This is a genomic window from Virgibacillus kekensis, from assembly GCF_042654125.1.
Taxonomy (GTDB): domain Bacteria; phylum Bacillota; class Bacilli; order Bacillales; family Amphibacillaceae; genus Lentibacillus; species Lentibacillus kekensis.
In genome coordinates this window covers 291,118-314,512 of the sequence record NZ_JBHSFU010000007.1, presented here as the reverse complement: position 1 = coordinate 314,512, position 23,395 = coordinate 291,118, and the positions used below count along the sequence as shown (strand labels likewise).

Here is a 23,395-nt window from a genome sequence, read left to right as displayed (position 1 = left end):
ATTATTAATAACGGCTTCACCTTTCAATTTGACTCGCTATGTTTTCTCCGGAGTTTTAAAGAACTTCTGGAATGATATATCCAGATCAATGGTTTCTATATTAACTTTTCTCGCTACCAAGTTATTCAGTCCACGCTTAAATAACTGCAAACAATATGGCCCACTGACTTGGCTGCAACAAGAATCGCATCCTCGTCAATATTGAATTTAGGGTGATGATTGAAATATGGTTCTTCTACTCCCTTTGGTGTACAACCAATATAAAAATAAGAACCGGGAACCGTCTCCAGATAGTACGCAAAATCATCGGATGGTGCCATTTTAGGGAATTCTTTTACTTCTTTAATGTCTTTATCCTTCACCTCTTTCAAGGTATCCGCTACAAACGCAGTTAGTTCTGGATCATTATATAATGGTGGATAGTCATGTTTATAAGTAAGTTCGCAAGTTACACCAAATAATTCTTCCAATCCATTCACGATACGATGAAATTCTTTGTCGATAACCTCACGTGTTTCCTTATTTGAAAAACGTATATCACCTTCAAGTTCGATGCTGTCTTTAATAACATTAAAACTACCTTTACCGTCAAACGAACCAATTGTCACCACACCAGCATTTAAGGGATCCACTCTGCGACTAACAACAGTTTGAGCAGCTGTTACAAAATAGGAACCTGCAACAATGGCATCGTTTGCTTTATGAGGAGAGGAACCATGTCCCCCACTTGCTTGTATCCTAAGTTTAAAATAGGCTCGACCATTAAAGGAATATCCACTATGATAACCAACTGTCCCCGCAGGAGCCATTGGTAAAACATGAATGCCAAAGATAGCATTTACATCTTCCAGAAATCCTGCTTCGACAATGCTCTTCGCTCCACCAGGTGGTACTTCTTCTGCATGTTGATGAATAATTTTAACGGTACCATGGATGTTATCTTTCAATTGGATAAGACAATCAGCTAAAACTAAAAGGTAAGCTGTATGAGCATCATGACCACAAGCATGCATTACGCCTTCATTTTTTGACTTATAAGGAACATCTGCTTCCTCCGTAATAGGAAGAGCGTCAAAATCAGCCCGCAATGCAACGGTTTTGCCTTGCTTGCCACCTTTTATCGTCACAACAATGCCTTGCCCATTGCCTACGTCTGTTACAAGGTCTACATCCTTATCTTTGTAAAAATCTGCGATATAGGCTGCCGTTTTGTCCTCTTTAAAAGAAAGTTCAGGATTCTCATGTAAATAACGGCGAATTTCAATCATTTCATCTTCTCGTTTTTCCAACATTTTCATCAATTTTTCTTTCATCAAAATCATTCCCTTTCAGATTTTGTGTAGGTAGGACAAACAACTAATTGTCCTGCTATTTAACTACCCTGTTCTACAAATTTCCCTGATTTTTAACATCGCCTACATCATTCGGGACAAGTATTAGAATAGATATAAGTGAGACAGCAGCGAAAATAACATTCGTGATAATTCCCACAGTTGCAGATATATGCACATTACTTACAGCTGCCACTGTACTATATACTGTGGCAGAAATTGCAATACCAAAAGCATTTCCTAAAGAACTTGCCATTTTATAAATCCCTGAAGCTTCCCCAACCTTCTCATCTGGTGCTGCAGCTACTGCTGTATCAGTCGATGGTGTTGCATACATTCCAAGACCTAAACCGAATAAAATAAATCCTACAAAGACCATTACTGTGTAAAATATACCAGGTAAAAATGTTAATCCCATTAACGCAACCCCAATTAAAGTAATGGCTGACCCCCAAATCATTGGTTTTTTTGCTCCAGTCTTTTGCATCAGTTTTTCACCTACACGGATCATGGATAGAACAGCAACTAAATAACCAATGGAAAGTAAACCAGATTGAAATGCAGTAAAACCGCGACCTACTTGTACATATGTATTAGCAACAATCAATGTACCTGCGACAGCATTCAATAGAAAATTTGAAATGGTAGCTCCAGTATATGGTTTATTTTTAAATAACCCAAAATCAATAAGAGCATTTTTTCTTTTTGCTTCGTATTTTACAAAGATGACAACTCCACCAACGGAGACTACTGCTAAAATTATTGACGTTAAACTTGTCCAACCCAAGTCAGCACCTTGCGTAATAAATATATTAATCGCAAGCATGGCAATAATAAATATTCCTAAACCTCCGTAGTCGAACCTGAATTTTCCAGTTGTTTTAGCTTTACTTTCCGGTACTTCTCTGATTAACCACATTGCAAGTAAAGCGAAAATGATAGAGAAAATAAAAATCCATTTCCAACCCATATACGTTGCAATAGCACCCCCAGCAAAGGAAGTGATTCCAGAACCTCCCCAAGAACCAATAGACCAGTAACTAAGGGCGCGTTGTCTTTCTGCACCCTCAAAATAAGCCTTCATCAATGCAATCGTAGCTGGCATAATAGCAGCTGCAGAAAGTCCCTGTAGAACCCGTCCAATTATCAATAATGGAGCTCCTTGCGCCAAAACGAGTAATAATGAACCAATAATACTTAATATTAAACCAACATAGGTGATTTTCTTCCTTCCAACTCTGTCTGCTAAACCACCTGCCACCACAATAAACATGCCTGAAAAGAGGGAAGTTAAACTAATGGCTATGTTTAAAGCCCTTAATTCAACCTCTAAATCCTCCTGAACTGCTGGAACAATATTTACCATAGCTTGAGCAAATAACCAGAATGTAATGACACCAAATACAATACCTGCAATCATCTTATTCGTACCTTTATAGCTGGTACCTTCCATGATGATCCTCCTTTTGAAATCAAATTATCTCTCGAAAAATAAAGATTACTCTTGTTTAGCTTTCCTAAATCACCTGCTATTATTACCAAAGTTCATCCTCTTTTTTATGATTTGTTTAGACAAATATATAATTTACCGTTATTTTTTTAACTCATTAAAAAAACCAATGTTTCACACATTGACTCCACCATAATAGTACTGCGTATGTTTTTGATAAATAATGGTCGTTCAAACCTTCCATGCTATATATCGAGATACTTAAATAATGAAAAGTATTCAAATCGATAATTCTGATAAAGCTGATTTTGCAGAATCTGGACTTGATTTTCCCCTATATTATGGTTTATAATAAACCAAAATTAATATACTGAGCGATGACAAAGATAAAGTACAATGTCCTATTGGCAGCAATTAGAGAACTTGTGGCTGGTGAAAACAAGTGCCTAGGACAGTGGAATTGGGCTTTGGAGCTAATTAACTTTTAAAGTGATTCTGCACGAGCAGAATAATTAGGGTGGCACCGCGGTTCATTCGTCCCTTCTTCAGGGATAAATGGGCTTTTTTTATTGGCAAAAATTCAACTTTTTATAAAGAGATTTCAAGGAAGGAATTGATTGAAAATGAAAACAATTTTTTCAGGGATTCAACCTAGTGGTACACTCACCCTAGGAAATTATTTGGGGGCAATTCGGCAGTTTGTTGAGCTGCAGAAAGAGCATGACTGCTATTTCTGTATTGTTGATGAGCATGCCATTACAGTACCTCAGGACCGACTTAAACTGCGGCAGAACATTCGCTCACTGGCTGCACTTTATCTTGCTGCAGGAATCAACCCGGATAAATCAACACTATTTATCCAGTCAGAAGTTCCAGCGCACACGCAAATGGGATGGATGCTGCAGTCCATTAGTTACATCGGGGAGCTCGAGCGGATGACCCAGTTTAAGGATAAATCAGCCGGCAAAGAGGCGGTCTCCTCCTCCCTGCTGACGTACCCACCATTAATGGCTGCTGATATTCTTTTATATAAAACAGATATCGTTCCGGTCGGAGATGATCAAAAACAGCATCTTGAACTGACACGCAATCTCGCCCAGCGGTTTAACAACCGGTTCAACGACATATTTACAGTACCGGAAGTCAGCATTCCGAAAGTCGGTGCACGGATTATGTCACTGCAGGAACCTACAAGTAAAATGAGTAAGTCGGATGAAAATGAGAAAGCGTTTATTTCCATGCTTGATGACCCAAAACGGATTGAGAAAAAAATCAAGAGTGCCGTAACTGACTCTGAAGGCGTCGTGAAATTTGATAAGGAAAATAAACCAGGCGTCTCCAATTTAATGACGATTTATTCCAGCTGTACTGGTATGTCATTGGAAGAAATTGAAACTGCATACGAAGGAAAAGGATACGGAGACTTCAAGCAGGACGTCGCTAATGCGGTAGTTGATTTGCTTAAACCGATCCAGGACCGCTACAACGAACTTATTGATTCAGAAGAACTGGATGAAGTATTGAATAAAGGCGCCGAGAAAGCCTCGCTTGTTGCCAACAAGATGGTGGCCAAAGCGAAGAAAGCAATGGGGCTCGGCCGCGTCAAAAAGAAGAAAAAATAGGTTCGAACATAGAAAGGGTGCTCCGACGATTAAACAATCGGAACACCCATTTTTTGTTTATTGTTGAATAGCGGCTTTTCTGCAGCTTGTCCGCTTATGCATCATTTAATTTTGCTTGGATGTATTTTTTGCAGGTTCCTGTTCGAGCTCCCACATTTTTTCCAGAAAAGGCTGCCCTTTAACCATCTTGCTGCATAACTCCTCATGTTGCGAGCTCCATCCCTGCTTTACTCCTTCATATAAAGCATCCCAAACCTCATCCTCATTCATATCCCGGATATACGGATATTTTTTCGGGTCCCATTCCGTAAGCCAGTAACGCAGTTCCTCCAGATTCTTGGCTGTACGGAGCTGATCCAGGCCAATCATCAGAATCTGCTTCAGCTGTCGCTCCCTCCTGGTCAGTCCATAAACAAGATCAGGCGACATCGAGAGCATGTGGTATTCTTTTCGTACATTTGGTTTGAATCTGAATGTTTCTGGTTTAGTTGTTTTGATCATGTCAAATACAAGTTGTTCCTGACGCGGAATTAGCCGGCTTTTGCGGATTGGAATCTGATAACCAATGGTGTCAAAAGCGACGATATCACGGCCATCCGTCACCACACAAGCGTAATCCAGCACCGTTCTTTCCTGGCCTTTTCGAATGAATGCACGCTTGTGGATCATATCCAGCATACTTTTTGGAAGGTCGTGCATGTCATTCTCGATGTATTCGTATAATTCTTCTGATATGTACAGCAGCGGCACCTGATCAAGCAGTTCGATTCCATCCTCTTTCCGCCACTCATGAAAATGACAGACACTATAGCCGTTCTCTTCTCCCTCAAACCAATTTACCCACACGTCGTGTAAGTACAACATAAACAACCCTCACTTTCCTGCATTTAAACGTTTCATTTGATTAAAGAAAAAACCTCTCTAATAGACCCGTTATATTTCCCGGACAGCAATTCGGTTTTTTCAACAAGAAATTCATTTAAAATACATTATGACCAGGATTTAGAAAAATATTCTAGTTGAGGGAAGTTTACGTATTGTTGGGATACTGAAACAGAGCGATTGCCATAAGCAGAAAGCCAACTGGCAGGAAGTAACACTCTGGCCGTCCACTTATAAAGATGAAAAAATTAGTCCACGAAATTCCAGCCGGGATAAAGTTCATATATGCAATTGTTGTAACACCACCTGCCACAGCTAGTCCAAATCCTATTAGAAAAAGAAAGACATAACCCAATTTTACCCACCACCCACGCTTGTCCAATTCTATATTTCTAGTATATGCAGTGAGGTGAGATTCATGATTAATAGTTTTAAGAGATAGGGTTGAGGAGGACTCGCTTGATTTTCCTGCGCTAATACACTCTCTCGACAAGATTGTGTACTGCTTGATATCTGATACCCCTCCTGTATAAAGATCCGCACCCTTAAGATAAAATTTCTTTATGATGAGAGGTCGAAGGTAGCTCAACTCCTCCCCTAACGCCTCTCATCAAACGCACTATTCCATGTGTACAAAAGCGCAAGCGCCCTGCTTATCACCGTATGACCTGGACGGAATCGTATGAGATAAAGGAAACACAATGAGCAAAGCGAATTGATGTTGACTTATCGTAAGAAGAGTCCGGAAGGGCACTAGGTGATGGGCGCTGTAGCTGGACGTGGCTTTTGCTGACAAAGAGCTTTATAGAGCCAAAATTATATACTTTCTTACCTTGAAAAAAAAGCTAACCGCCTAAACGGTTAGCCCTTCTTATCGATTAATCATTAAATTTTTTAAAGATAAGCGCCACATTATGTCCGCCAAATCCTAGCGAGTTGGTCAGGACGACATCTACGTTCTGCCTTCTTGCTTCATTCGGCACATAATCGAGATCACAGTCAGGATCTGGTGTTTCATAATTGGTTGTAGCCGGTATTATGCTGTCTGCGATTGACTTAATAGCAATTACAGATTCGATACCGCCGGCAGCGCCAAGCAGGTGGCCGGTCATCGATTTAGTTGATGACACTGCAACTTTATAAGCATGATCACCGAACACCGTCTTAATTGCCTGTGTTTCAAATTTATCATTCAGCGCTGTACTTGTTCCATGCGCGTTTATATAGTCTACGTCTGATGCTGACATACCGGCATCATTCAGCGCCTGTTGCATTGCACGGGCAGCTCCTTCGCCATCCGGTGCTGGTGCGGTAATATGGTGTGCGTCTCCAGTTGCACCGTATCCGACGATTTCACCGTAAATGTGCGCACCGCGTTCCTTTGCGGATTCCAGTGTCTCAAGAATCAGGATTCCGGAGCCTTCTCCCATTACGAAGCCGTCACGGTTCTTATCGAATGGACGGCTAGCTTTCTGTGGGTCGTCATTCAATGACAGAGCTTTGGCGGATGAAAAGCCTGCAAACGCCATGTTGGAAATCGGCGCTTCGGTTCCACCTGCAATAATATAATCAACTTGTCCACGTTGGATAGCCTTGAACGCATCACCAATTGAGTTTGCACCGGACGCACATGCAGTTACCGAGCAAGAGTTGATCCCTTTGGCGCCAAGTTGAATAGACACCTGGCCGGCAGCCATGTCAGGAATCATCATAGGTACGAAGAACGGGCTGACCTTACGTGGCCCTTTTTCCAACAGTTTAGTGTGCTGGTCTTCCCATGTGGCCATTCCGCCGATTCCAGAACCAATCCAGACGCCGACGCGATAAGCATTATCTTCGTTGATTTCCAGCTTCGCATCCTCAACCGCCATTTTGGATGCTGCCACCGCGTACTGGGTGAACGGGTCCATTTTGCGGGCATCTTTTTTGTCCATATAATCTTTCGGTTCAAAGTCTTTTACCTCGGCAGCAACCTTCGCCGGGTACTCATCTTTATTTACTTTGGTTACAAAGTCAATACCGGAATTACCTGCGACAATACTTTCCCAGGTAGTATTAACATCATTGCCAACTGGAGAGATTGCCCCAAGTCCAGTGACAACTACTCTTCTTGCCTCCATTGGTTTTCCTCCTATTACATAACATATTGTTCAAACGTTATCTGCCCCAGCGAAGTGCTATGGCACCCCATGTTAATCCTCCGCCGAAACCTACCATTACGACTAGATCATTATCTTTGATTTTACCACTCTTAACATCCTCTGATAAAGCAATCGGGATGGATGCGGCTGATGTGTTTCCATACTTTTTGATGGACATCGCCATTTTCTCTTCCGGAATACCAAGACGTTCCCGTGCAGCTTCCATGATTCGGATATTTGCCTGGTGCGGAATCAGATAGTCCACATCCTCTTTATTGTATCCGGCTTTTTCCACCACATTTACCGATGATTGCGGCATCTGACGGACTGCAAACTTAAATACCTCACGGCCATTCATGATAAGATGGTCTTCTTTATTCTGATAAAGTTCCTTACCGCCAGCTCCGTTAGAGCCCAGTTCAAATGACAGGATCCCTTTTCCTTCTGAAACCGGTCCGACTACTGCAGCACCAGCGCCATCCCCGAAAAGAACACAGGTATTGCGGTCGCTCCAGTCGGTGATTTTGGATAACTTTTCAACACCGATCACCAGAATATTTTTATACGCATTCGTTTCAATAAACTGTTTAGCGGTAACGAGTCCGTACATAAACCCTGAACACGCCGCACTGATATCCATCGCCGCAACTGTATTTGCCCCAAGACGATCCTGCAGCATACATGCGACAGACGGAAATGGCTGATCCGGAGTTACGGTCGCAACCATAATCATATCCAAATCCTCAGCTTTAAGACCTGCATCATCAAGTGCATTCTTCGCTGCATAATACGCCATGTCTGATGTATCGATATCATCATCAGCGATTCGGCGCTCTTCAATCCCAGTCCGTGTACGAATCCATTCATCACTTGTATCGACTATTTTTTCCATATCTTTATTTGTAACTACGTTTGTTGGGACGTAATGTCCAGTACCTAATAGACCAACATCCATATTTCCATCCCCTTATTAACTATTCTTAACACTAATTCTTATGACTTGGTACTAATTTTAATGCATTCCTCCTAAATGTGCAAGAAGGAAACTTACTTACTGCCGCTCATTCGGCAACAATCCAGTATCTTTATACGCTTCTACTTCATCCATGACTTTCTCGCGGAAATCTTCCGGTACATCAGGACTGAACTTTCCCAGTGAGATAACTTCATCCTGGAAGTCGAATGTCATGACACCACCGCGAAGTTCCCCCTCGTTAAACTGCTCAGCAATAAGCACGTACAAATCTTCCACATGCTGAACGGTACTCGTCAGTACAGTTTTCTTATCGATATCTGCCTGGTCAGTTACATAACCGATTGCATATACACCGTCTTCGGCCGCCTGCTTGATAATCGCTTCACTATAAATATCCCCCGTTGGATAAAAAACATCGACACCTTTTTCCCGCATCTCTTTATACTGTTTAAGCGCCTTCTTTTTATCGTTCCAACTGTGGACATAATTAAAATGAACCTCAGCATCCGGGTTCTGATATTTCACCCCTTCAAAAAATCCTTCTATTTCAGGCTGCCATTCATATGCTCCTATGATTCCAACTTGATTACTTTCGGTCATTTTACCGGCGACCATGCCACCGAAAAAGCCCATAGCATGCGAATTAAAATTAAGGCTGGTCAAATCCTCGCCAAAATATCCCCCGTTAAAATAAACAAAGTGAATCGATGGATAGGATGCAGATATGTCCTCGAAAAACTTTCCATATGTACTGCTGTGTCCGAATATCAGATTAACGCCCCGGTTAGACAGATCTTCCACAGCTTCCCTTAAATCCTGTTCTGTCTGGATATTTTCTTTGAAAAAAACATCTACCTCAAACTCCTCGCTTATCGCTTGGAGGCCCTTATATCCTTTTTGTGCCCAGGGCTCATCATGAACCGAGTTTTCCACCAGCATGCCGACCCGCTGGATGTTTCCTTCGTCAAAAAAATCTGAACAACCGGATAAAAGCAAGATTGTTACAGCAAATAATATTATGATGTGAAGTTGTCTCAACACGCGCACTCCAATCCGAGTCATTAGTAGCCTGATTATATTCTATCCTCAATTACATGACACGTAAATGTTGCCACACATTACATTTTAATGACATTGGTAAATATTTCTGTATTTATTGTAGTGATTTTTTACCAGACCTACTAATTCATTTATAGGTATATTGTTCCGTATATAGACCGAATTTTCAAGTTTTATATTTACTTCCTTATCATCGGTGGCAGATTTAACTTCCAGAACCCCAGGAAGCTGTGATGCCTTCATCCACAGTAAAAGACTCCGCACGAAATCATCCACGTAAACAGCGTTTTTTTGAAAAAAATTCGAGTCAAACGGAATATGATTGTTCTGACGGTAAATTCCTGCTTCATTCATCGGCATCCATTCCCCGAAAAGCAACGGCAATTCTACTGTGGTTTGTTGACCATCTCGGGTAATAATTAACTGATCTGATTTTACAACAATCGAGCTATCGTATTTATTTTCCCGCTCCGGCTCAGTTATATGCCGAAACAGTGCGTTTCTTCCAACCAGCATGGACAAATGTTCCTTAAAATCGGTTGTGATTTCGTCCACTCCAGCCGTTTCATAATCATTTTCCAGAAGCTCTTCAAGAATATGGTACCCAAGCCAGTCAAAGCAGTTTTCTACCAAAACTGTCATTTTCAAGTCCCTCCTTTTTTCCGATATACCAGCAAATAAATACTTTTCATTTTGAAACCGGTTTGATAAACTATAAAAGGAATGCTTTTAATAGATTAAAATCAACGTGTGATAAAATAAGGATGAGGTGTTTAAAGATGCGTTTCGTGATCCCATTTATCTGGGCTCTTCTGATCAGTTTCGTGATAGCCTACGTTCTGACCAGTATGGCCGGATCTACTGTCGACCTGTTCAGTACCTTTGTAGTAGCGGTAATTCTTACACTAACTGCGTTTATTCTAGGTGAAGGTATTTTGAAGGACGGAACCGAACAGTAATCCAATTTGATGAAAGAATCAACCCTTGCCTTCCAAATTACGAATGGCAAGGGTTTTTTGCTGGAGTTCCTGTAATGTGTATTAGTACCACGGAAGCAGGCTGATTGCAGTAAGAGCTGCAAGCGGCAGAACAAGCCGGTTGAACCTTCTCCGTGGACGGTACCCGTATCCGTACCCATATCCTGGATAACCATATCCATAGCCAGGATACCCAAAGCCGAATACCCGATGGTCATGAGGATTGCCATGATGACAAGGATTATTCATGTGACCGGGATTACCTGGACCACCCATACCCAGTTCAATTGGCACCGCCAAATATACGTTATCGTCGTCAACGTCCGTAATGATGCCGTCCACCTGCATGCCGTCCTCTAGTTCGGCAAGTACGTAGGCGTGCATATGCTTTTTGCATAAATCATACATATGGTAATGATTGTGACTCATATTTTCTACCTCCTCACCATCTAGACTATTCAACGGCCCATGGGTTGGTGACTTGTACGGAGCTGAAAAAAATTGCCGGTTTAGGAGGCAGATTAATGGAAACTGTTAATGAACTATATTTACTGATTAAGTATTTATTCCTGGGATTTCTTCAAGGATTCACAGAGCCAATTCCGATTTCGTCAAGTGGTCATCTGGTGCTTGTCCGTGAACTGATGAACATCGAAATTGAAGGTCTATCATTCGAAATTCTTGTTAACTTCGCGTCGCTCATTGCGGTTCTGGTTATCTACCGTAACGATATCATCCGGCTGGCACAGAACTTTTTCCGCTATCTTTCAAAAAAAGATCCGGGTGCCAGAGGAGATTACCAGTTTATCTGGTATCTGGTCGTTGCTACAATCCCAGCAGGTGTAATCGGAGTATTATTTGAAGAATTCATTGAAAGTAAGCTTAGCAAGGTGTCCGTAATTGGTTATACTCTGCTCATTACAGGACTTGCCCTTTGGATTATCCGCAATCTGCGCGGAAGGAAAAATGACGGCGATTTGACGCTGAAGGATGCCCTGATTGTCGGGTTCGCACAGGCAGTTGCACTGATACCCGGAATCAGCCGGTCGGGTGCGACAATCGTTGCTGCCATGCTTGTCGGTATGAAATCTGAGACCGCATTGCGATTCTCCTTCCTTTTATATATCCCGGTAAGTCTTGGGGTAACCATCTTGAGTGTCGGGGAAATCTTGGGCGACCCGAACATTAGCGCCCTAGCAATCCCTTATGTAATGGCCTTCGCTGCAGCGCTGATTGCTTCCTATTACTCCTTGCGCTGGTTCATGGGAATAATGGCTCGCGGTAACCTGAAGTACTTTGCGTTTTATTGCTTTATCGTAGGTATTCTGGTCATTCTATTTATTTAACCTTGTTTCACAAATCTCTCCCTATGGGTAATGTCACTATGGGAGGGATTTTTTTATGTCAATTAATGAAGAGAAAGACTTTACCGGCATGCAAATTGGAACCTTTGAGGTTTCTTTCGATAAAAAATACCGCATCATATCGTTGCTGAATGATTTAACACTTGGATTGGAATTCTTGATCGGCAGTATTTTCTTTCTGTTTGAAGATTTGAAAACAGCTGGTGTTGTACTGTTTATTATTGGTAGCGCACAGCTTTTGGCAAGACCAATCATTAAGATTATCCATGCAATCCATTTTTCACATGTACGGTATAAAAAACACTCCCAGCCATAGCTGACTGGGAATTTTATTACTTATTTACTGCTTTCTTTTTTTGACGCATTGCCTTTGGAATATATACACAGTATGGTTCACTTTCCATGTAATCCCCTGTCACATTATAGGCGCGGGACCGTGACCCGCCGCATACATGCCGGAATTCACACACACCGCATTTTCCTTTATACTTATCCGGATTGCGAAGGTTCTGGAATACTTCCGATTCACGATAAATGGTTGCCAGTGGTTTCTGGCGAACATTACCTGCTTTAATAGGCAATAAGCCACTTGGATATACATCCCCAGTATGGGAAATAAATACGAAGCCGTTTCCGTCGTTAACACCTTTAGGAGCACGACCGAGTCCGTCGATTGTATCAATTTTGCCACTGTTCAATGCATCTTCATAACGGATTACGTCCTCTTGGTTTTTGGTTTCCCGCATTTTGCCCTGAATCACTACACGGCGATAATGCTGCGCTGCGGTCGTTTTGATATCAAATGAAGCAGTTTTAGATAACTTGTAGAGCCAGCGGAGTACCTTTTCGTGCTCAGCCGGTGATATCATATCCGATTCTTTCCCCCGCCCTGTCGGCACAAGGAAAAAGACACTCCATAAAACAACGCCAAGCTTTTCGACCATTTCTGCCATTTCATCAAGATACTCATAATTGTAGCGTGAAATAACTGTGTTAACCTGGAGGGGCATTTCGAGTTCGTGCAAATATTTTATCGCATTCATCGTTAAATCAAATGACCCGGAAGTGCCGCGGAAGTGATCATGCACCTCGGCACAATGCCCATCAATTGAGAACGCCCACCTTGCCAAGCCGACATTCTTCGCCTTTTCCATCGCCTCTTTGGTGACGTTCGGAGTGGCGGATGGTGTCATGGACACTCGAACACCCTTTTTCACTGCATACTCCGCAATGTCAAAAACATCCGGCCGCATCAGCGGGTCTCCGCCAGTGAAAACAAGCATTGGGTTGTTCATTTCATATATGTCATCAATCAGTTTTTTTCCTTCTTCAAAAGTCAGTTCCAGTGGATGACGGTGGTATTGTGCTTCAGCCCTGCAATGCAGACATTTCAGCTCACATGCCCGTGTCAGCTCCCAGATTACGATGAATGGGTTTTCATTATAGTCTTGTGGAAATTGTGGTAACATGTTACCCCTCCTAAGTTAGTTGCTAAGTTGAGTTTACTTGTTTTGTACGTGGCTGGTTGTGACATACTTCACACTTCCCGATGTGTCATAAATTGGACATAATTAAGCCTCTGGAATAGGTTCCCAGAGGCAATAATGGATAATGAATTCTTGCTCAGCGGTCTATGCTTCTTTACCTATAGCCACACGCCACATTGATGGCCCTTCTTCTAAGTATTCCCAGGTAAAGACGCCTTCCCGCTCAATCATAAATTGATATCTAAGCGGCCGTGGATCGTGGTCATTGGACAATTCCATAAACTCACCAGGCTGCAACCCATCGAATGTTTCAAAAATCTTTGGATGTCTGTATCTCGGTTCAATTTCAGGTGCATGTATTTTTACAGCGAAATTCTTTTCACTCATTGTTTAACCCTCCAGCTTTCAGATTTGATAACCTTTCACGACTCTAATGATAATGCCTGTTCAGTTAGGATGATGTGAGAGAAAACACACCTCCATATGATTCTCGTCACTTTTATAAAACGTTCACATTTGCAAATTCTATCTTTGAAGTTAACATGATAAACTAGAAAGGCATATTGTTATAGGAAGCTTAAATTTTGAGTATATGTCACTTTTTTTGCTGAGAGGAGCATGTATATGAACATCCAATCCATTCAGGAACTGCTGCAGAAAGTTCCATTATTCAAGGATCTAACCGACTCCGAGATGGAACCGATTGTAGAATTGGCCAAACACCGGATGTACCGTCACGGCACACATATTTTCATGCAGGGCGACCCGATGACCAATGTTTACTTTATCCACCAAGGAAAGGTGAAAATATATAAAACCGATTTCCACGGAAAAGAACAGATTGTAAATGTACTCCAGCCAGGCGATATGTTTCCCCACCAGGGATTTTTCCGTCAGGACGACTACCCGGCACACGCGGAAATTCAGGAAGATGCAATTTTAATTTATATTCCAATCAATTCATTCGAAAACTTTTTGATTAACCATCCGGAAATCTGTGTAAAACTGTTCCGCGTGCTCGGTGACAGGATTATGGACCTGCAAAACAGGCTTGAGGAAAAAATACTGCACAATACATATGAACAGATTATTATGCTGTTACTTCGGCTTGCCAAAGATTACGGCAAAGAAACCAAAGACGGCATGATCAAGGTGACCACACACTTCACAAACCGGGAACTCGCAAATATGATTGGCTCGAGCAGGGAAACCGTCAGCAGAACGCTCACTCAGCTAAAAAAACATGACCTGTTGACCACTGACAAATCAGGCTCCTTTGTATTGGATACAGAAACTCTCGAAGAAGAATTATTCAGTTAGAAAGAGGCTGGGACATAACTATAAATTTACATTCTAAAGACGAACGAATTCGGCGCGGAATCTTATAATGTTATCCTCTTATAGTTGGATCTTATTTCACAGTTGGTATAAAATGCGAGATAAAAGTTTAATGATTTCCGCTTCGGACAGTCGCTTTCACCACTCCGGGTACAAGTCCAACATCTGTTCAAGCTAAAGCTTTCACAGTGTTTCCTTTGCCGCCGGGCAACGCTTCAACTTCCTCGGAAGAAAACCACTTCCTGCGGAATCTTCAGCTGTTGCTTCGACGAACAGGACGTTCTAGTACCGGCGTTGGTCACAGGACGTGACCTGTTTTAGCCGGTGACCCGCAGGAGTCGACTGTCCTCCGCTCTAATCAACACTATGGTAGCGAAGGAAATACACGAAGACTCCTTCGGGAAAGCGAAGACGTTGAGACCCCACAGCGAGCTTTCTTTGCGAGCGAGGAGGCTCAGCGCGAGCCCGAGGAACGCGTAGTGTATTTCCGGAGCGAAGCTTCATTGTTACGTCGCAATTTATAGATTATACGAAGGCATCCTAACAAAATGATATAGATAGTTCGGATTATTATATAAATTATCACTTTCCTCTCAATCTCTATTAATTTTAGAATGACTGACAGTTGTTGTTCAATGGAAAATCCCCCTTTCTCCACCTCCACAAGATCTCCCGACAACCTCCCTCTCCCCCTCTTTCAAAAAATGTGACATACATCACTACTTCTCCTATTGAAAATGATTATCATAAAGTTAGGCTTAAGAAATCAATAGATGAGGTGATTTTCATGAGTGAACATGGAAGTGTCGTCGAGTTAGATGTACGTGAAGATTTAGCAATGAAAAAAGAGCCATTCGATAAAATTATGGGGACTGTTAAGACTCTTAAAGACGGAGAGGCATTTGTGCTGCATGCACCATTTAATCCTGTACCATTGCATGCCGTTCTGAAACGGAAAGGCTTTGAAAATAAAGTGGAAAAAATAGAGAAAAAACATTGGAAAGTAACCTACACAAAGACGAAGGGTGTTGCAGAATGATTATCGATAACCGTGGCCTCGAGCCTCCTCAACCAATGATGCGTACGTTGAAGGCACTGGACAAAATGGATAACGGCGCAACACTCTCCATCATCAATGACCGCCGCCCGCTTTTTTTATATGAGGAATTGAATGACCGTGGCTACCTGCATGAGACCGAAGCGCAGGATGATGGAAGCTACAAAATTACTATAACGAAATCTGGTGCGTAACATGATGCCTGGCGGAGGCCTAAAATCAGACACAAATATTAAGCTACCACTTGCGTTTATCCTATATGCTCTGGCGGCGCTCGTTGTCTCGCAGGCAATTCTCTTTTTCAGTAGTGATATCCTTGCGATGGGGCAATTTCGAATACCTGATATCTGGATGGGAGCGCACTTTCTCCTGCTTGGCTACGCGGTAATGATTGCTATGGGAGCAATGTATCAACTCGTACCGGTTGCGTTTTTGACTTCTATCTGGAGCCAGAAATTCGGTTACGTTCAATTTTTGATAACAGCCACAGGGGTGACCATTTTTGCTATCATGCTCGGTGTGATGCCGGAAAATGCGCTTTATGGTGGCATAATTGCTATTATTGGCATTCTCATGTTTATTTTCCAAATGGCTAAAACAATCATCAAGCAAGAGAAGAAAAGCATACTGACATACTTCGTTATTGGAGCGATCAGTTGTTTTTTCTTGACCATTATTGCCGGTTTCATGCTGGCATGGAATTTGTCCGTAGGCGGTATCGGCAATCACGGGGGAATCCTTTCATCGCATATCGTACTTGGAGTCTCCGGGTGGTTCACCTTATTGATATTCGGATTTTCATATAAACTTGTTCCGATGTTCAGTTTGTCACATGGATACTCAATGAAATGGGCTAAACCTGCGTTTATCACATATATTATCGGGCTGGCAGTTGTAATCAGTTCATTCTGGATTACTGATGAGCTTGTACAGCAGGTCGGATGGTTATTACTTTTAGCGGGGTTCTTCTTTTTCATCTTGAATATCAAAGAAATTCTTGATAAACGTCTTAAAAAGAAACTTGATAAACCATTCTCATTCTCGCTTGTTGCCATCATGAACGGCTTAGGTGTACATGTTCTCGCATTCCTGTTCAGTCTAAGTGGTATTACTGAATCGGCAGTCTGGGGATGGCTCATTTTCCTTTATGTGATGGGATGGATTATTTTCAGCATTCTCGGCTATTTATATAAGATTGTTCCATTTCTGTGGTGGACGCATAAGTACTCCGATAAAATCGGTAAAGAAAAAGTACCAACGCTTAAAGAAATGATTAATGAAAAACATGCAGTAATCCTGTTTACCATGTTTGTAATCAGCTTGGTCGGCCTGACAGGAAGTGGCCTGCTGTATATAGGGGCGCTTGTGCTGTTTTTCCAAGGACTGCTTGCATTAACATCATTACTTTACGCGTTATCGATTATACGCGTTCTTTATATGTAAGAAGAAAGGGGAAGAAAAATATGTCTCTAGAAACAAAGGTTGGAGCTTCATTATTTGAAGTGATAGATCCTGAACTTGGCGTGAATATAATGGATCTTGGACTTGTATATGGTATCACGGCTGACGATAAAGAAAACATTGAAATAAAAATGACACTCACCACACAAGGCTGTCCAATGCACGACAGCATAAAAGCGGGTGTTCTGCACCGCGTTAAGCAAGTCGAGGGTGTTGGCAATATTCATGTGGACCTTGTTTGGGAGCCAGCATGGACGCCAGCAAATATGAGTGACCGGGCTAAACAACAGCTTGGAATGGGGTAAAAGAAAACATCGTTCGGCCATAGACGCCGCACGATGTTTTTTTGTTGCGCTGTATCCAGAATCATGGTGAGGCTCTAAATCCTCACATTGGAATGTTTATACAGTTTTAATGTCGCTTCAGCCAACTATTCAAGTCATCGAAAAATTGCTTCGTGTCGATGCCATCAAACGGGCGATGCTGCAGATTTGGATACTCCTTCTTCTCTTTATCGTTTGAACCAACCCGTTCAAAAAAATCACGGAGCTCCACTGCAGGCGTTATTTCATCATCCTGTCCATATTGCAGTAGAAAAGGAATCTCGATTAAATCAGCTCGTTCCTTTATCACCACAATAGTACGCATCAATTCCCGTCCAAGCCCGGGACTCACCCAATTATGACGCAAACTGTCATTTCGAAGCATGTCGAGCTTATCCGGGCTCTTGGTTAGCTGTACATCACCCTGTTCTTGTTCAATCAGATAGTCAGGTTTAAGCTTGCCCATTACACGGATCATCATTTTTTCATACCAGGAAGGTTCATAGGAGATAACGGGTGCAATCGCAATCGCGCCAGCTAATCCTTCCCCGCGCCCAACTAGGTAATCCAACATAATTACACCGCCGAGACTGTGCCCTGCAAGATATAATGGCAGAGCACCAATCTTTTTTGACACAAGTTGGATAAACAGGTGCAGATCTTCCCGGAATTCAGCCCAATCGTTTATATGCCCACGGATTCCGGTACTGTTTCCATGGCCACGTAAATCATATGCATAAACTTTGTATCCTTTTGCCGTGAGTTTCTTGCATAGTGTAAATAACCCGCCATTATGATCACCGATTCCGTGTACTACTATCACAGCTCCTTTTTGCTTAGTTTTAGGCGCAAAAACCCGATAATAAAGCTTTTCATTACCTATACCGGAAAAGTGTCCATCTCTTTTTCTCAAAAAAGCCCTCCTCTCTCAGATTATTGAAGAAACAAAACCATCTCCACTTCATCCAGATAACCATCTTCCAGTTTCAGGGCTTCTTTTTCCACACCATACACTTCAAAACCAAGACCTTCATAAAGGGAGCGTGCCGCCTCATTGTCCGCAACTACGGTCAGTTGAAGCTGCTCGAGCTTGAGTTCCTTCGCCTTTTCGGTTACCGCAACGAGCAAGGCTTTTCCTGCTCCCAAACGCCGTGCGTTCGGTGAAACATACATAGCCAGAATATTCGCTTTGTGCCTCATTTTAAAATGAGGCTTTAACGCCAGAGTTGCTATGCCGACCAGTTCCCCATCTTGAAAAGCTCCATAAGTGTAGCTGTTCGTATCAGCAAGTCGCTCCGCTGCCCTCTCCACAGGTGCAGTCCGACTGATCGCTTCCTCATATGTAAGGACAAAAGCATCGGGACTTTTTAGTACCGCTTCTACTCGTAAATCCCAATATCCCCAGGCATCTTCCGGGGTCAACTGCCGTATCTTCATCTCTCAAGTCCCCTCTCCACTTTGCTCCTTAAACGGCAGGACTCACCCACCGCTTACTGGCGGGATGAATGCAACTGTATCACCGTTGTTCAGTACAGTAGCCTCCTGGGCATATTCTTCATTGACCGCAATCATGGCATGGTCCAATTTCAGACTACTGTATTCTTGTGTGAGCTTTTGCTTCAAATCAGCAACAGATAGGCCGTCAGCTTCCATCGAAACTTTTTCACTACCCACTTTTTCCTGCAGTTCTGCAAAAAATAATACATCAATCATTGTTCATATCCTCCTCGGAAGGGATGTCTTTTTCATATGAAGTATTTTCTTTCTGATCGCCAATCCACTTGGTACCGTCTTCCCAGTGTTCTTTTTTCCAGATTGGGACAATTTCTTTAATACGCTCGATCGCATACCTGCTTGCCTCGAACGAATCATTCCGGTGCGGAGTAGAAACAGCAATAACCACTGCTACATCTGATATATCAAGATGACCCACACGGTGAACAATCGCAGTTTCGGCATTATTCCAGCGTTCGTTTATTTCATCGCCAATCTGGGAGAGTTTTTTCTCAGCCATCGCGGTGTAAGCCTGATACTCGAGATACAACGTGCGCTTCCCTTTAGTAAACTCACGAACCGTTCCAATAAATGTATTTACGGCGCCTGCCTCAGCACGGACAACCTTCTTGATACACGCATCAATATTGATTGGCTGTTCAGTAATCCGAAATTTTTTATCCATTTAAACACCTTCTTATGCAGTCAGCTAATCGTGCAATATCTGCATTTATTTCATCCATATCAAAAACGGGAAATTCAGTTACATTTTCTCTCAACTCCGGCTCCCACGTCACTACTGCAATTATAGTAGAAAGCTCGTCCAAAAGCGATAAATCCCGTTGTGTTCTAACAATCACCACTTTTGGATAATCGGCTTTTTTATAGCCTTCCACCAACAGCAATTCAACCTGAAAATAACGATACAGTTCAATCAGTCGGTCCAGGTTCATATCGGTATTAAATGTAAACTGGCTTATCTGTTCGCCCTGCACACCGCTGATAAGTGAACCTGCTTGCATGTGCTGATGGCTGTCAGTATTATCAACTACTGACGGTTCACCGCCATGGCCGTGATGTTTTAACGATGCGACTTGAACACCATCATCTGAAAAAAATTTTATAAGCTGTGTCATTAATGTTGTTTTTCCTGAATTTTTATACCCGACTACCTGACAAATATTCATACGGACCCTCGCATTCAGTAAATACCGGATTATTTTTAGTGCAAAAAAAAGGCCGATCCATTGGATATGAATCAACCTCGCTAGATTTTATGAATTAATCAGGAATGCCTAATGCGATTTTAGCGTAACGAGACATTCTTTCTTTGCCCCATGGCGGATCCCAGACAATGTTGACATATACTTCTTTAACTTCTGGAATATCAGCTAGCGCATGCTTTACGTCCTGCTCAATATGCGCTGCCAGCGGACAACCCATGGCGGTAAGCGTCATGGTTACTTCGCAAAAACCCTCGTCATTTAAATCAACATCATATATCAACCCAAGATTTACAATATCAATCCCCAGTTCAGGGTCAATTACATTTTCAAGGGCGCCCATTAAATTTTCTTTTAGAGCTTCGTCCATACTAAACCCTCCTTCGCTCATGCTACTTCTATTTAACCATATTTCAGGAAGTTTTTAAATGATATTACTCACACTTAAAGATGTTTTTCGAACCATTTCACTGTTTCTAGAATCGCAAACCGGCTTACTTTATGATCACAGTTCGATTCTTTTATAAAACGGATATTTTCCTTATTTTTATATAGCTCTTTGGCGTCTTCATAAAACGTATACGAGTGATCAAACGGAACTACTGCATCATTCTCTCCGTGCCAGAAAAATAATGGACGCTCCTGCAGTTTTTCCGGTTGTATTGATAAATCATAATAGCCGAGCTGCACATACAGCTGATCAATCACTTCATCCGATACAGGCAGGTCACCCATCTTTTTAAAGCTGTTGACGAGTGTTTTTGCATAGGTGGTTATTTTCGGGGAACCCATAAGAACACCGGCAGCCTTCACCCATGGGTACTGGGTCAGTGCTGCAGCGGTGGTAATGCCACCCATGCTGGTTCCGGCGAGGCCAAATCGCCCATCAAGCAGCAGCCCTTCTTCATCAAGCGCGTCCCGGACATCCTTAACTTCCTTTATATTCTCCATAACAATATCCCAGAAGGATATCTGTTTTTTTATAGCTGAAATCTCGACCTCACGCTCACCGTGGTACATACTGTCGGGAAGCACCACACGAAATCCCTTTTCAGCAAGCAAAAAAGCAAGTGGCAGATTATGTTCTTTGGCACTGGTAAATCCGTGGAAATATGTAACTGTCGGCAGTGGCTGGTTTTCTTTTTCCGAATCCACAACAATCAGGCCAGGAATTGTTTTCAACTTGTGGTGATAAACCCCAATCATCTGAAGGACCCTTTCCTAAATAGTATTATCTATACGTATCATAATATTATTTACACAAAGTTTGCAAACAACAGACTGAATTATCCTTTACATATCAAGAAATCATTTATAAACTAAGGTAATACGAGGTGAAAATATATGGAAAATAAACGACATTTAATAGCACTGGATCTTGATGGGACACTTTTAACCGATGATAAAAAAATCAGTGAACGAAATAAACAAACTGTCCAAAAAGCAATGGAAGCTGGTCATGTGGTCGTAATTGCAACTGGAAGGCCGCACCGTGCCAGCATTAATTATTATCATGAGCTTGGAATGGATACACCGATGGTTAATTTCAATGGTGCCTTAATCCATCATCCGACCGATAAAAAATGGGATGCCCTGCATAGCCCGATGCCAATTGAGACGGCACGCAAAATTGTCGAGGCGTGTTATGACTTGAATGTTCATAATATCCTGGCTGAAGTTAGGGATACAGTATATCTGGACCAGTATGATGACAAAATTATTGAGATTTTCCAGTCAACAAGCGGCGAACAGCCATTTATCATTGGCAGCCTGAAAAACGAACTCGAAGAAGATCCAACCTCATTATTAATCCACCCAAAAGAAGATCACATCAGGGAACTGCGCGGCCACCTGGATGATTATCATGCAGAACTAATCGAGCACCGTAAATGGGGTGCGCCTTGGAATATTATCGAGATAGTTAAAAAGGGCATGAACAAAGCAGTCGGACTGCAGAAGATTGCTCACTATTATAATATCCCCCAAGAGCGAATTATTGCCTTTGGCGATGAAGATAATGATCTGGAAATGATTGACTATGCCGGAGTTGGAGTCGCGATGGGCAATGCAATTGATGAACTTAAATCAGTTGCCAAGCACGTAACAGAATCAAACGAAAATGACGGTATTGGTGCATTTTTGGAGAATTATCTTAAAGTAAATGAAAAGGCCATCTAAAAATTTCCTTCAATATAAATGAAATATCGAACCATACTAGTAGTGAACGCAAAACGCGTTCACTGCTTTTTTTATTGTTGCACTTCCAGTCAGATGAGATGAAATCCTATTCGCTGCAAAAAACAGCGGGTGCACATTTCACCAGGGAGGAATCGCCGATGGGAAAGAGCAGCAAATCCAAACGTTTCACCCAGCAAGGTGCCGATTCTGTCAAAAAGCATGATGAGCGCTTTCCGTACAGGTCCCGTTTTTCCGACAAAGAACGGAAACAAGAGGAAGCAGACAGCCACACTTTAGGAGGGTTTTAATTGGCGAACAAAATGATTGAACAAGCCAGAAATGCCGTTAATCGGTTAACAAATATGCGTGGTGGACAGGCAAGCGAGCAGGAGAAACAGGCAGCACAACATGCCATTGAAGCTGCCAAACAGGATGGTTCCCCGGAAGAACAGCAACAAGTTCAGCAGCTCGAGCAGCAACTTCGCAACCACAACCAATTAAGCTAATAAAAGTGATGTGCGTTAATGATCTTCAATTCATTAAAATTAATGAGGCGGGATTATAACGTGCATGCTTGTAAACCATCCCTGCCGCCTACCCGGCAGGGATGGTTTCCCTATTTGTGAATGCTTTTGTTATTGGCCAATTTCTGCTAATATAGATGCAGGTACGCACTATTATGTAATAATCAAAGGGAGGATTAAAAATGGGAGTAAGAGCTGAAGCTACACCTAATCCAAATGCGCTTAAATTCACAACTGACAAGCTGATTTTCCAAGGTGACGCAAGCATCTCCGTTATGCCTGGGGATACAAGTGAGCACGCAATCCTAAACGACCTGATGGAAGTTGACGGTGTTGACAATGTGTTCGGTTATCAGAATTTCATTACCGTAAATAAAGGCTTTGATACTGAGTGGGATGAACTACAGCCAAAAGTAATCGAAGTATTTGACAAGCACGGTTTAGCTTAATAAATACATAAACCGCTCTGCTGTTGGGGATAGGAAAAGCACCGTTTAAAGCGGTGTTT

General features: G+C 42.2%; 31 protein-coding genes and 1 other annotated feature. Of the genes, 13 read left to right on the top strand and 18 right to left on the bottom strand.

The window, feature by feature from the left end; all coding sequences use genetic code 11:
• Window positions 1-125: 125 nt before the first annotated feature.
• Both ACFO3D_RS14015 and ACFO3D_RS14010 read right to left on the bottom strand, forming a co-directional pair.
• On the bottom strand, window positions 126-1,313 hold the full coding sequence (locus ACFO3D_RS14015) for an amidohydrolase (RefSeq protein ID WP_390297188.1): 1,188 nt from the start codon (window positions 1,311-1,313) through the stop codon (window positions 126-128).
• A 73-nt stretch (window positions 1,314-1,386) separates the two neighbouring features.
• A complete protein-coding gene (locus ACFO3D_RS14010; RefSeq protein ID WP_390297185.1) occupies window positions 1,387-2,784 on the bottom strand; it encodes an MFS transporter in 1,398 nt (465 codons plus the stop codon).
• 365 nt (window positions 2,785-3,149) lie between these two features.
• Window positions 3,150-3,326, top strand: a binding site (T-box leader).
• A 78-nt stretch (window positions 3,327-3,404) separates the two neighbouring features.
• Between ACFO3D_RS14010 and trpS the strand changes: the two genes are divergently transcribed.
• Entirely contained in the window at window positions 3,405-4,403 is a 999-nt protein-coding gene (trpS, locus tag ACFO3D_RS14005; protein ID WP_390297345.1) for a tryptophan--tRNA ligase, read from the top strand.
• A 105-nt stretch (window positions 4,404-4,508) separates the two neighbouring features.
• On the opposite strand, the gene ACFO3D_RS14000 is transcribed toward trpS, so the two are convergent.
• The 6 genes from ACFO3D_RS14000 to ACFO3D_RS13975 all read right to left on the bottom strand — a co-directional run bounded on the left by ACFO3D_RS14000 (window position 4,509) and on the right by ACFO3D_RS13975 (window position 10,103).
• Window positions 4,509-5,267: a YjbA family protein gene (locus ACFO3D_RS14000; RefSeq protein WP_390297182.1), complete on the bottom strand. Its 759-nt coding sequence runs from the start codon at window positions 5,265-5,267 to the stop codon at window positions 4,509-4,511.
• Between the two features lie 166 nt (window positions 5,268-5,433).
• Window positions 5,434-5,640, bottom strand: coding sequence for a YuzI family membrane protein (locus ACFO3D_RS13995; RefSeq protein ID WP_390297179.1), 207 nt, complete (start codon window positions 5,638-5,640; stop codon window positions 5,434-5,436).
• Window positions 5,641-6,163: 523 nt separating this feature from the next.
• Window positions 6,164-7,405: a beta-ketoacyl-ACP synthase II gene (fabF, locus tag ACFO3D_RS13990; RefSeq protein WP_390297176.1), complete on the bottom strand. Its 1,242-nt coding sequence runs from the start codon at window positions 7,403-7,405 to the stop codon at window positions 6,164-6,166.
• Between the two features lie 37 nt (window positions 7,406-7,442).
• On the bottom strand, window positions 7,443-8,381 hold the full coding sequence (locus tag ACFO3D_RS13985; protein ID WP_390297173.1) for a beta-ketoacyl-ACP synthase III: 939 nt from the start codon (window positions 8,379-8,381) through the stop codon (window positions 7,443-7,445).
• 96 nt (window positions 8,382-8,477) lie between these two features.
• On the bottom strand, window positions 8,478-9,443 hold the full coding sequence (locus ACFO3D_RS13980; RefSeq protein ID WP_390297342.1) for a BMP family ABC transporter substrate-binding protein: 966 nt from the start codon (window positions 9,441-9,443) through the stop codon (window positions 8,478-8,480).
• A gap of 84 nt (window positions 9,444-9,527) precedes the next feature.
• A complete protein-coding gene (locus ACFO3D_RS13975) occupies window positions 9,528-10,103 on the bottom strand; it encodes a hypothetical protein (protein ID WP_390297170.1) in 576 nt (191 codons plus the stop codon).
• Window positions 10,104-10,240: 137 nt separating this feature from the next.
• Between ACFO3D_RS13975 and ACFO3D_RS13970 the strand changes: the two genes are divergently transcribed.
• Window positions 10,241-10,420 carry a DUF2929 family protein gene (locus ACFO3D_RS13970; protein WP_390297166.1) on the top strand — a complete coding sequence of 60 codons (180 nt, stop codon included), beginning with the start codon at window positions 10,241-10,243 and terminating at the stop codon, window positions 10,418-10,420.
• Between the two features lie 81 nt (window positions 10,421-10,501).
• Here ACFO3D_RS13970 and ACFO3D_RS13965 read toward each other — a convergent pair whose 3' ends face one another.
• Entirely contained in the window at window positions 10,502-10,867 is a 366-nt protein-coding gene (locus tag ACFO3D_RS13965; protein ID WP_390297163.1) for a hypothetical protein, read from the bottom strand.
• Between the two features lie 95 nt (window positions 10,868-10,962).
• Here ACFO3D_RS13965 and ACFO3D_RS13960 point away from each other — a divergent pair, with 95 nt between their 5' ends.
• Window positions 10,963-11,784, top strand: coding sequence for an undecaprenyl-diphosphate phosphatase (locus ACFO3D_RS13960; RefSeq protein ID WP_390297160.1), 822 nt, complete (start codon window positions 10,963-10,965; stop codon window positions 11,782-11,784).
• Window positions 11,785-11,839: 55 nt separating this feature from the next.
• Entirely contained in the window at window positions 11,840-12,118 is a 279-nt protein-coding gene (locus tag ACFO3D_RS13955) for a YrhK family protein (RefSeq protein WP_390297158.1), read from the top strand.
• Window positions 12,119-12,134: 16 nt separating this feature from the next.
• Here the strand turns inward: ACFO3D_RS13955 and ACFO3D_RS13950 are convergent, their stop codons facing one another.
• Both ACFO3D_RS13950 and ACFO3D_RS13945 read right to left on the bottom strand, forming a co-directional pair.
• Window positions 12,135-13,271 carry a TIGR04053 family radical SAM/SPASM domain-containing protein gene (locus ACFO3D_RS13950; RefSeq protein WP_390297155.1) on the bottom strand — a complete coding sequence of 379 codons (1,137 nt, stop codon included), beginning with the start codon at window positions 13,269-13,271 and terminating at the stop codon, window positions 12,135-12,137.
• Between the two features lie 162 nt (window positions 13,272-13,433).
• Window positions 13,434-13,676, bottom strand: coding sequence for a DUF2249 domain-containing protein (locus ACFO3D_RS13945; RefSeq protein WP_390297152.1), 243 nt, complete (start codon window positions 13,674-13,676; stop codon window positions 13,434-13,436).
• A gap of 237 nt (window positions 13,677-13,913) precedes the next feature.
• On the opposite strand from ACFO3D_RS13945, the gene ACFO3D_RS13940 reads away from it, so the two are divergent.
• The 5 genes from ACFO3D_RS13940 to ACFO3D_RS13920 all read left to right on the top strand — a co-directional run bounded on the left by ACFO3D_RS13940 (window position 13,914) and on the right by ACFO3D_RS13920 (window position 17,450).
• On the top strand, window positions 13,914-14,609 hold the full coding sequence (locus ACFO3D_RS13940; protein ID WP_390297149.1) for a Crp/Fnr family transcriptional regulator: 696 nt from the start codon (window positions 13,914-13,916) through the stop codon (window positions 14,607-14,609).
• 805 nt (window positions 14,610-15,414) lie between these two features.
• The gene (locus tag ACFO3D_RS13935) at window positions 15,415-15,666 is read left to right on the top strand and encodes a DUF2249 domain-containing protein (protein WP_390297147.1); all 252 of its coding nucleotides are present in this window, start codon (window positions 15,415-15,417) and stop codon (window positions 15,664-15,666) included.
• Window positions 15,663-15,878, top strand: coding sequence for a DUF2249 domain-containing protein (locus ACFO3D_RS13930; protein WP_390297144.1), 216 nt, complete (start codon window positions 15,663-15,665; stop codon window positions 15,876-15,878). Before ACFO3D_RS13935 ends, ACFO3D_RS13930 begins: the two co-directional genes overlap by 4 nt.
• A gap of 4 nt (window positions 15,879-15,882) precedes the next feature.
• Window positions 15,883-17,127, top strand: coding sequence for a hypothetical protein (locus tag ACFO3D_RS13925; protein WP_390297141.1), 1,245 nt, complete (start codon window positions 15,883-15,885; stop codon window positions 17,125-17,127).
• A gap of 20 nt (window positions 17,128-17,147) precedes the next feature.
• Window positions 17,148-17,450 (top strand): metal-sulfur cluster assembly factor, encoded by a 303-nt coding sequence (locus tag ACFO3D_RS13920; protein WP_390297138.1) that lies wholly within the window; start codon window positions 17,148-17,150, stop codon window positions 17,448-17,450.
• Between the two features lie 106 nt (window positions 17,451-17,556).
• Here the strand turns inward: ACFO3D_RS13920 and ACFO3D_RS13915 are convergent, their stop codons facing one another.
• The 7 genes from ACFO3D_RS13915 to ACFO3D_RS13885 all read right to left on the bottom strand — a co-directional run bounded on the left by ACFO3D_RS13915 (window position 17,557) and on the right by ACFO3D_RS13885 (window position 21,391).
• Complete coding sequence (locus ACFO3D_RS13915; protein WP_390297135.1) at window positions 17,557-18,381, bottom strand: alpha/beta hydrolase; 825 nt, start codon at window positions 18,379-18,381, stop codon at window positions 17,557-17,559.
• Window positions 18,382-18,401: 20 nt separating this feature from the next.
• On the bottom strand, window positions 18,402-18,905 hold the full coding sequence (locus tag ACFO3D_RS13910; protein WP_390297132.1) for a GNAT family N-acetyltransferase: 504 nt from the start codon (window positions 18,903-18,905) through the stop codon (window positions 18,402-18,404).
• Between the two features lie 42 nt (window positions 18,906-18,947).
• Window positions 18,948-19,181, bottom strand: a complete 234-nt coding sequence (moaD, locus tag ACFO3D_RS13905) for a molybdopterin converting factor subunit 1 (RefSeq protein ID WP_390297129.1) — start codon at window positions 19,179-19,181, stop codon at window positions 18,948-18,950.
• Window positions 19,174-19,647, bottom strand: coding sequence for a molybdenum cofactor biosynthesis protein MoaE (locus ACFO3D_RS13900; RefSeq protein ID WP_390297126.1), 474 nt, complete (start codon window positions 19,645-19,647; stop codon window positions 19,174-19,176). The genes moaD and ACFO3D_RS13900 overlap by 8 nt, the downstream gene beginning before the upstream one ends.
• Window positions 19,640-20,149, bottom strand: coding sequence for a molybdopterin-guanine dinucleotide biosynthesis protein B (mobB, locus tag ACFO3D_RS13895; protein WP_390297123.1), 510 nt, complete (start codon window positions 20,147-20,149; stop codon window positions 19,640-19,642). The genes ACFO3D_RS13900 and mobB overlap by 8 nt, the downstream gene beginning before the upstream one ends.
• A 94-nt stretch (window positions 20,150-20,243) precedes the next feature.
• Window positions 20,244-20,555 (bottom strand): metal-sulfur cluster assembly factor, encoded by a 312-nt coding sequence (locus tag ACFO3D_RS13890; RefSeq protein ID WP_390297120.1) that lies wholly within the window; start codon window positions 20,553-20,555, stop codon window positions 20,244-20,246.
• 74 nt (window positions 20,556-20,629) lie between these two features.
• Window positions 20,630-21,391 (bottom strand): alpha/beta fold hydrolase, encoded by a 762-nt coding sequence (locus ACFO3D_RS13885; RefSeq protein WP_390297117.1) that lies wholly within the window; start codon window positions 21,389-21,391, stop codon window positions 20,630-20,632.
• Between the two features lie 138 nt (window positions 21,392-21,529).
• Between ACFO3D_RS13885 and ACFO3D_RS13880 the strand changes: the two genes are divergently transcribed.
• From ACFO3D_RS13880 to ACFO3D_RS13865, 4 genes are all read left to right on the top strand, one after another.
• Window positions 21,530-22,363 (top strand): Cof-type HAD-IIB family hydrolase, encoded by an 834-nt coding sequence (locus ACFO3D_RS13880; RefSeq protein WP_390297114.1) that lies wholly within the window; start codon window positions 21,530-21,532, stop codon window positions 22,361-22,363.
• Between the two features lie 158 nt (window positions 22,364-22,521).
• Entirely contained in the window at window positions 22,522-22,671 is a 150-nt protein-coding gene (locus ACFO3D_RS13875) for a hypothetical protein (protein ID WP_390297111.1), read from the top strand.
• The gene (locus tag ACFO3D_RS13870) at window positions 22,672-22,869 is read left to right on the top strand and encodes a DUF3813 family protein (RefSeq protein ID WP_390297108.1); all 198 of its coding nucleotides are present in this window, start codon (window positions 22,672-22,674) and stop codon (window positions 22,867-22,869) included.
• Between the two features lie 200 nt (window positions 22,870-23,069).
• Complete coding sequence (locus ACFO3D_RS13865; RefSeq protein WP_390297105.1) at window positions 23,070-23,336, top strand: NifU N-terminal domain-containing protein; 267 nt, start codon at window positions 23,070-23,072, stop codon at window positions 23,334-23,336.
• The last annotated feature ends 59 nt before the right edge of the window (window positions 23,337-23,395 follow it).